2 protein-coding genes are annotated in these 3,571 nt (G+C 62.2%); one reads left to right on the top strand and one right to left on the bottom strand.

All coding sequences use genetic code 11. The features are described from left to right. Nucleotides 1–71: 71 nt before the first annotated feature. Nucleotides 72–3,008, bottom strand: a complete 2,937-nt coding sequence (gene gcvP, locus NW860_RS04005; protein WP_414512536.1) for an aminomethyl-transferring glycine dehydrogenase — start codon at nt 3,006–3,008, stop codon at nt 72–74. 166 nt (nt 3,009–3,174) lie between these two features. On the opposite strand from gcvP, the gene psbU reads away from it, so the two are divergent. Continuing rightward, nucleotides 3,175–3,570 (top strand): photosystem II complex extrinsic protein PsbU, encoded by a 396-nt coding sequence (gene psbU, locus NW860_RS04000; protein ID WP_414512534.1) that lies wholly within the window; start codon nt 3,175–3,177, stop codon nt 3,568–3,570. Nucleotide 3,571: the final 1 nt, after the last annotated feature.

The raw sequence follows: 3,571 nt of genomic DNA, 5'->3' as shown, positions 1-3,571 counted from the left end.
AGAGGCCGAGCAACTCCTCTCCTCTTGCTCAGAGCTGGCCCAGATGGAGCCGCAGGCGGCTTGATTCAGAGTTAGCCTTCTAGCCAGGGTTGACAACTGCACACTAGGTGGCGATCCCCGTAGGCGTTGTCGATGCGGCTGACACTGGGCCAAAACTTTCGGCTTTTCACCCACGGAAGGGGGTAGGCAGCCAGGGAGCGGGGGTAGGGGCGATCCCAGTAGTCAGCGGCCACCACCTCGGCGGTGTGGGGGGCAAGTTTAAGGGGATTGCGCACGGGATCCATCTCCCCCCGCTCAATGGCAGCAATCTCTTGGCGAATGGCAATCATCGCCTCGCAGAAGCGATCCAGTTCCTCCAGGGATTCGCTCTCGGTGGGCTCCACCATCATTGTCCCCGGCACCGGCCAAGAGATGGTGGGGGCATGGAAGCCGTAGTCCATCAGCCGCTTGGCTACATCTTCTACCTCGATGCCGGCGCTTTTCTTGAGGGGGCGCAAGTCCAAGATGCACTCGTGGGCCACCCACCCCCCCGGCCCTTTGTAGAGCACTGGGTAGTAGGGATCTAGCCGCCTGGCAATGTAATTGGCGTTGAGGATGGCCACCTGGGTGGCCAGGGTGAGGCCAGCGGATCCCATGAGGCGGATGTAGGCCCAGGCAATGGGCAGGATGCTGGCACTACCCCAAGGGGCGGCGCTGACCGGGCCATTGCAGCCGGGCAAAAAGGGATGGCCAGGCAAATAGGGCAGTAGATGATGGGCAACCGCAATGGGCCCCACCCCCGGCCCGCCCCCGCCGTGGGGGATGCAGAAGGTCTTGTGCAGGTTGAGGTGGCAGACATCCGCTCCCAGCTCCGCAGGACGGCAGAGGCCCACCTGGGCATTGAGGTTGGCCCCATCCATGTACACCTGCCCCCCCGCCTCGTGGATCATCTGGCAAATCTCGCGGATCCCCTCCTCAAATACCCCATGGGTGGAAGGGTAGGTGATCATCAAAGCTGCCAGGCGTTCCCGATGCTGCTCCACCTTGGCCCGCAGGTCTTCGAGGTCAATGTTGCCGGCCCTGTCGCAGGCCACGCTCACTACCTGCATCCCCGCCATGACGGCGCTAGCGGGGTTGGTGCCATGGGCAGAGGTGGGGATCAGGCACACCTGGCGCTGGCTTTCCCCGCGGGCTTGGTGATAGCGGCGAATGGCCAGCAAGCCGGCATATTCCCCCTGGGAGCCGGCGTTGGGCTGCAGGGAGACACCGGCAAAGCCCGTGATCTCCGCCAGCATCCGCTCCAGCTGGGCAAAGAGGGTTTGATAGCCCCGCGCCTGCTCCAGGGGCACAAAGGGGTGGAGCTGGGCAAACTCCGGCCAGGTTATGGGCAGCATCTCTGCCGCGGCATTGAGCTTCATGGTGCAGGAGCCGAGGGGGATCATCGCGTGGACGAGGGAGAGATCCCGGCTCTGCAGACGGTGGATATAGCGCTGCAGCTCCGTTTCCGAGTGGTAGCGGTTGAACACCGGATGGGTGAGGTAGGGAGTGGAGCGCAAGAGCTGAGGCGGCAGGCTTTGGTTGGGATCCAAACCCAGGCCCTCGGGATCCCAGCCTAGCTCTTCAGAACCGGCAAAGATCTGCCAGAGATCGCGCAGGTCCTGAGCGGTGGTGGCCTCGTCCAAGCTGATCCCCAGGGTGACGTCGTCGATCCGTCGCAGGTTAATGCGCTTCTGGGCAGCCCGCTCCTGGAGCTGCTGCACCTGCTCTGGGGAGGCTGCCCTTACCCAGAAGGTGTCGAAGAAATACTCTGGCCCCACCCTGTAGCCCAACTGGCGGATTGCGGCGGCTAGCTGATGGGCCTGGCGGTGGACGCGTTCGGCAATTTGCCGTAGGCCGCACGGGCCGTGGTAGACGGCATACATGGAGGCCACCACGGCCAAGAGCACCTGGGCGGTGCAAATGTTGCTGGTGGCCTTGTCGCGGCGGATGTGCTGCTCTCGGGTTTGCAGGGCCAGGCGCAGGGCCGGCCTTCCCTGGGCATCTTGGGAGATCCCCACCAGGCGCCCCGGCAGCAGCCGTTTGTGGGCCTCACGGGTGGCAAAGTAGGCTGCATGGGGGCCGCCATAGCCCAGGGGCACCCCGAAGCGCTGGGTGGTTCCCACTACAACGTCCGCCCCCCACTCTCCTGGCGGTTGCAAGAGAGTTAGGCTGAGCAAGTCGGCGGCTACCGTTACCACCATCCCTCTTTGGTGGGCCCGCTCCACCAGGTCGCGGTAATCCCGGATCTCCCCATAGGTGTTGGGATACTGTAAGAGCACGCCAAAGCCATGCTCAAGCTCAAACTGCGAAGGATCCGCCACGCGCACCTGGATCCCCAAGGGCTCTGCCCGTGTCTGCACTACGGCAATGGTCTGGGGATGGCAGCCGCAATCCACCCAAAAAACTGGAGATCGCTTGCCCGCCAAGGTGTAGGCCAGGCTCATGGCTTCGGCAGCCGCAGTGGCCTCGTCCAGTAGAGAGGCGTTGGCGATCTCCATTCCTGTTAGATCCACAACCATCGTCTGGAAGTTGAGCAGGGCTTCTAGCCGCCCCTGGGCGATCTCCGCCTGGTAGGGAGTGTAGGGCGTGTACCAGGCAGGGTTTTCCAGGATGTTGCGCTGAATTACCGGCGGCGTCAGGCAGTTGGAATAGCCCATGCCCAAAAAAGAGCGCCACACCTGGTTCTGGGCCGCCATTGCCCTCAGCTCCGCCAACACCTCCTGCTCGCTGCAGGGAGATCCCAACTGCAAGGGCCGATTGCTGCGAAGGGTTGCTGGCACTGCCTTTTCCACTAGCTCTCGGAGGGAGCTCAGCCCCAGGGCCTGCAGCATCTGGCGGATCTGCCGAGCATCCGGCCCGAGGTGCCGCCAGACGAAGAGTTCCCGCTGCTCTAGCAGCTCTAGCTCGGGATCGGGGGCAAGGGGAGGTTGAAGAGCGTGCTGCCCAGAGGAGCCAAGGGGATGGGGGTGGAGCTGTGTGGAGTTGGACATAGGACAAGCTGAGGGCAAGAGGAAGTCAGCCAGCTGCAAGCGAGCTGTTTCCTGATCATAGTTGTTAAAAATTATTTCCGCCGGTATACAAATCCGAGTTTGAGGCTCGATGCAAGGTAGCGAGGATGAGACACTAAATGGTCGGAAAACGTTAGCAACCTATCCCGTGAGCGTTGATATGGCTGCTTTCAACCCTCTCTGGAGAGTTGGTGCCATGCGTCGGCTGCTCATCTTATTGATGCTTTGCCTGGGCTTGGCCTCCTTGGGGAGCCCTGCCGTGGCGGCGGAGCTGCCGCCGGTAAGACACCTTGACACTCCCATTGACGTCAACAACACCATCCTGCGCAACTACCGCCAGTTGCCTGGTTTCTACCCCACTCTGGCTCGCATCCTGGTGAAAAACGCTCCCTACAAGAGCCTAGAGGACATGCTGAAGATCCCGGAGCTGACGGAGCAGCAAAAGGCGCTGATTAGGGCCAACGCGGAGAACTTTGTGTTTGGCGAGTACCGCGAAGGGGCTAGCCAGCTGGAAAACCGCATCAACCAAGGCTACTACGGCTGAT

Source organism: Synechococcus sp. F70.1, from assembly GCF_047502745.1.
Lineage (GTDB): Bacteria > Cyanobacteriota > Cyanobacteriia > Thermostichales > Thermostichaceae > Thermostichus.
Note: the sequence above shows the minus strand (reverse complement) of the source record. Positions and strands in the feature narration are given on the sequence as shown.